Here is a 5,079-nt window from a genome sequence, read left to right as displayed (position 1 = left end):
ATTTAATTATGTTTTGGAAGTTGTTTTTATAGAAGTAATCAACAAGAACTAATCGTTATATCCTTTTGTTTATATGGAGTGCAGAGACCCAGTAAAGACCCAACAACATGTTTCAATTGCAATAAAAGTAACAATAATGCGTTCTATTTGATATTGCAATTCAATCAAAACTCACCTTTAGAAATGCTTTAGAAATTGCAATTACATTTACTCCTCTGAGATTAAATTATTATGAACAAATTAAATTTTCAAGCTATGAAAAAAAATGTATTACTTATCGCAATAATTATGATTGCATTATTCGGATTTCAAAGTTGCAGTAATGACAATGACAAAACCATTGATAATACTGCAAGAGTTCAATTGAAATTAGTTGATGTTCCAGGGGATTATGAAGAAGTGAATATAGAAATTATAGATGTTCTTATTAATAGTCCTGAAAATGGAGGTGGTTGGACGAGTATTACTCCAGATGATTTTACACCAATTATTGTAGATCTAACTGAGCTCATTGGAGGAGAAGAACTATTATTATCAGATGTAATTATTCCTTCAGGAATGTTAAAAGAAGTACGTTTGGTTTTGGGAGATAACAATACACTGCTAATTGAAGGTAAATCTGATCCTGTTCACCTGGATACACCAAGTGCTCAGCAATCCGGTTTAAAAATTAAATTAAATACACAATTAGAACCTGGTTATTCTTATACATTTATTCTTGATTGGGATGTTGATAAATCAATTGTTAAAGCAGGAAATTCAGGTAAGTACTTATTGAAACCAGTAATTAGAGTTAATGCTGAAGTTAATTCAGGCTCAATTAAGGGTAAAGTAGTTGGACCAGCAATGGAAGGCGATGGTGTAGGTCCAGTTCCTTTAAAGGGAGCTAAGGTTCGTGCATATACAATTGATGGTGTAGAAGAAGCAGGAACATTTTCTGATGGAAATGGTAATTTTATAATTCGAGGACTTGATCCGGGAGATTATAAAATCAAGATTGAGCATATTAATTATATCAATTATGAATCAGGAACAATTAATGTAATTGTTGGTGAGGTTTCAGATACTGGAACTATAGAATTAAAAGTTCCAGTGAATTAGATATAAAATTAAAAAAAAATAGAATTAATGAAAAGATCCTCTTTAGAAATAAGGAGGATCTTTTGTTACTTATTGTATTCTAAAGGGAAATAATGATAATTTTGAATAAGTAAATTAAATCAATTTTATTGTCTGGCATATCTACTATCCTCTAGACTTGCAATAATAATTAGTGCAAGTTTTTGTAATTGAATAATGGAAATAGCAAGGTGATTTTAGTGATTTTATTTTCCATAATGATAACGACAAGCTGCTATCAATATTTCTTCATTTTCATATTTATAAACTAGCCGATGTTCTGATGTTATTCTCCTTGACCAATAACCTTGCAAATCTCATTTTAAAGCTTCTGGTTTTCCTCTGCCTTCAAAAGGTGTTCGCATACAACTTTTAAAGAAGCGGCAAGAAATCAGTGGTAGTACCATTTAAAAGAACAAAAACAGATACCAGGAGCAATATCCCTATCCTTCCAACAGCCAACGATATCATAGAGAAATATAAAAAACACCCTGATCAAATAAATAATGGCAAATTACTACCTGTATTGAGCAATCAGAAGATGAATGCTTATCTAAAAGAAATAGCAGATCTATGTAAGATCAATAAAAATCTAACATTTCACCTGGCTCGCCATACTTTTGCCACTACAGTAACCCTTTCCAATGGTGTACCAATTGAATCTGTAAGTAAAATGTTAGGTCATAAATCTTTAAAAACCACACAGCATTATGCCAAAATACTGGATAGAAAAGTATCGGATGATATGGCTATTTTAAAAACAAAACGTAAGCGTACGGCAAAGTACACTACTGGATTTTTGATTTACATTTTTAACTACATCCAATTATGAGGAAGAAGCTCCTCAATTTTATTTGCTTTATATTCTGGCAATCGATTCAAGATATCATTGAGCCAAATAAAAGGGTTAACATTATTTGCTTTACAGGAAGCGAAGAAAGAATACATCATTGCCGCATGTTGAGCAGATTGGTGAGAGCCGGCAAACAAATAGTTTTTTCTACCCAGCGCTAAAGGTCTGACAGCATTTTCAATATTGTTGTTGTCAATCTCATATTTTCCATCTTCAATATATCTTTTTAAGTTTGGATAAATATTCAAAGTATACGCAATGGCTTTTCCAATAGCACTTTTAGGAAGAACCTCAAAGCTCATTTCTTTCAGTCGGATCTCTATTTCATTGATAACAGGAAGAGCGTATATCTGACGATATCTCTTTAGCATATTGTGGTTAATCTCTCTTTCTTTTGCATTTCGCTCTATAGCATATAGTCTTTGTATTTGCTTAAGTACATGCTCTGATCTGGATTTGTCATTATCCAATGCTTTTTCAAAATAGCGTCTTGCATGCGCCATACATCCCAAAAGGGTAATATCTCCTTTAGTGTTTAATGCCTGATATACTTTGTATCCATCTGTTTGAAGCGTTCCTGTAAAATTCTCTAATACTTTTTCAGGTGCTTCCCGGCTCCGCCCCTTATTATAAACAAATAGAACCAAACTATTTTCCGGATTCCTAAACAGCCACATATAACCCTGGTGCAATGATCCCTTTTTATGAGAGTCTTGTACTCCTATAGGAGACTCATCTGCTTGTAAGTATTCGCTATTGTGTAATACATGTCTTTCAAGAGTATCATAAAGGGGTTCCAGTAAAGTGCATGTGGCATTAAACCAACCTCCAATGGTTGATGGACTAATATTTAGTCTTTGTCGCTTAAATATCTGTATTTGCCTATAAAAGGGTAAGTGATCTATAAATTTTGATACCGCTATTTGTGCTAACATTCCTGCTCCTGCATTTGATCTTGGTATTGGTAAAGATGGCATGGGTGCAATAACGACTCCAGTATTTTTTGGCTTTGCATATTTCGGACGTATTATCCTACGAACATAAATATTAGCAGGATTATACTCTAAGATCTCAGTGATTTCTTCTCCTATTTTTTTTGAACCAGGCTCTATTTCTGAAGGTTCAATAACTTCTTCTACTCGTGGTAAGTGTGAAGGTATTTCTGTACGGATGGGTTTTTGCTTTTTCTTTGTACCAACAGTTCGGGTGTAACTAATCTCCTGTTTCTGTACTTTTGCTTGTTCACTTAAAGCTGTTCCGGTAAATAAATCTATTTGACCATCAGTCACAGGTACAAAGCGCTCACTTCTACTGCCAAAGATCATTCTTTGAAGTTCGGACAATTGTATTTTTAGAGATTGGTACTCTTGTAAAAGTTTGTCGTATTCTGCTTTTGAAACAACCTCATTTTGTATGTTTTTTACCCCTGTTATCACAAGTGTGAAGATACAAATTTACACTATGAAAACCTAATAAACATAAGGGTTTATATGCTTTTTTTAGACTGTAAGTATCGCTTTCTTTTATGAATATTTACAATGCTTATCCCATCGATTAACATGATCATTTGTGTGTAGCTCAACCGGATCAAACTCCGGTTTATTTCATATTGTGGCAGCTCAAAGGTACCTTCTTCCAATCGTTTGTAGTATAGTAGAAATCCGCTGCCTACCCAATGGAGTAATTTTACCTTGTCTCTTCTCTTATTGATAAAGACAAAGACAGATGAAACCTTTGGAGTAGATTCTAAATATTCATGGATAAGTCCGCTAAGGCCATCAAAACTCTTTCGCATATCTGTAGCGTCTGTATATAAATGAAATTTATGGGTACTTGATAAGGTGAACATAATTCATGATTTTAGTGAATCACAAATTAAATCATTTTGAAATATTCTCGCAATATGTGAAAGACCGTATGCTTACATTGAATAAATCGATTATGCTTTTCTTTTTCTAGTTCTTTTGGAGTTTTATTGGTGTGCTTTTTAACTTCTTTTATAAAATGAGATTGATCATGAAATCCTTTTTCAGGAAAAAATTCTTTATTGATTATTGGAACATAAGCCTTATATATTTTTTGAATATTTAAATAGCTTTTTAAAGGTATACCAAAGTATTTTGTAAAATACCTGTTGATTGACCTGCTATTCCAGTTTGTTTTTTCAGAGATTTCTTTTACCAGAATATTTCCTTTAGAACTGTAAAGAAGTTGTGATAAGGCAAGATTTTTACTTTGTATCTCCTTATTTTGTTTCAGCCTTTTTATAACAACAGATTCAATTTGAGTAACAAAATTTTGCAAACTGTCCAATTCCATATCTTTAATACCCCAAAAAGAAGGATCTAAAATTTCCTGTGAATCGATTAAAGAAGCAATTTCTCTTTGAAAAATATATTCAGAAGCAAGTATTTTAAATTTGATTCCATAAATGGTAGCATTCGCAGGAATTATAATTTCACTTTCTTTTGTCCATAACCCAGTAAGAAAAACGATAGATGTTTTATTATTGACTAAAGTAACAACCAATTTAAAAAAACTATCAGGAAATATTACACGTTTTAAAGGTTTGTTAGTTATATTATTAGATACTCAATAAGAATCAACAAAGTCTCTTAAAGCATTAGTTGGGTTAAGTTGTTTATAATTGCTGTTTTCTTTTGAATTCATTTTTTATCTAATATTTCATGTTCTTGTAAAATGTGTTCTTACAAGGCTAATATATTTAGAATAAATGAATGAGATGATTATTAAAGTAATAAATGAAGATAAGTGCAAAAAAATTATTTACTTTTTTCCTTCCCTAATTTTGGTTTAAAAGATCCTAAGACAAGCTCTAATAACAACGGAATTACATTAGCTTGGCCAACCAATTGTTCAGTGTGTTCTTTAGATATAAATTCCTGACTTAATTCTCCTTTTGGGATAGATTCTTTAGCTAATTGAACCAATTCCGGCATCATTGGTACTAAAAAAATAAATGCATTAACAGCAAGAATAGCCATCATTAATATTTTTAATTTTAACCAATTAGGTTTTACTTTATAGGTGAAATACAGAATAAGATCTGTACTAATTTTAATAGCCAAACCCGGCAATATTAATAT

At 31.8% G+C, this 5,079-nt stretch carries 6 protein-coding genes and 1 pseudogene; 2 read left to right on the top strand and 5 right to left on the bottom strand.

Annotated features, from left to right (window positions below):
• Positions 1–231 precede the first annotated feature (231 nt).
• Entirely contained in the window at positions 232–1,101 is an 870-nt protein-coding gene (locus J7K39_00160; protein ID MCD6178292.1) for a DUF4382 domain-containing protein, read from the top strand.
• A gap of 224 nt (positions 1,102–1,325) precedes the next feature.
• Here J7K39_00160 and J7K39_00155 read toward each other — a convergent pair.
• A pseudogene (locus J7K39_00155) lies at positions 1,326–1,526 on the bottom strand (Txe/YoeB family addiction module toxin).
• Between J7K39_00155 and J7K39_00150 the strand changes: the two are divergent.
• The gene (locus J7K39_00150) at positions 1,514–1,951 is read left to right on the top strand and encodes an integrase catalytic domain-containing protein (protein ID MCD6178291.1); all 438 of its coding nucleotides are present in this window, start codon (positions 1,514–1,516) and stop codon (positions 1,949–1,951) included. The pseudogene J7K39_00155 and the gene J7K39_00150 overlap by 13 nt on opposite strands.
• Here the strand turns inward: J7K39_00150 and J7K39_00145 are convergent.
• The 4 genes from J7K39_00145 to J7K39_00130 form a co-directional block, all read right to left on the bottom strand.
• Positions 1,936–3,315 (bottom strand): IS66 family transposase, encoded by a 1,380-nt coding sequence (locus tag J7K39_00145; GenBank protein MCD6178290.1) that lies wholly within the window; start codon positions 3,313–3,315, stop codon positions 1,936–1,938. The genes J7K39_00150 and J7K39_00145 overlap by 16 nt on opposite strands.
• A gap of 143 nt (positions 3,316–3,458) precedes the next feature.
• Positions 3,459–3,821, bottom strand: coding sequence for an IS66 family insertion sequence element accessory protein TnpB (tnpB, locus tag J7K39_00140; GenBank protein ID MCD6178289.1), 363 nt, complete (start codon positions 3,819–3,821; stop codon positions 3,459–3,461).
• A 26-nt stretch (positions 3,822–3,847) separates the two neighbouring features.
• Entirely contained in the window at positions 3,848–4,501 is a 654-nt protein-coding gene (locus tag J7K39_00135; protein MCD6178288.1) for a hypothetical protein, read from the bottom strand.
• A 254-nt stretch (positions 4,502–4,755) separates the two neighbouring features.
• The coding region (locus tag J7K39_00130; protein MCD6178287.1) for a hypothetical protein at positions 4,756–5,079 on the bottom strand (324 nt) is incomplete at its 5' end.

The sequence above is a fragment of the Bacteroidales bacterium genome (genome assembly GCA_021157585.1).
Classification (GTDB): Bacteria; Bacteroidota; Bacteroidia; order Bacteroidales; family UBA12170; genus UBA12170.
This window is presented reverse-complemented; position numbering and strand designations above follow the sequence as displayed.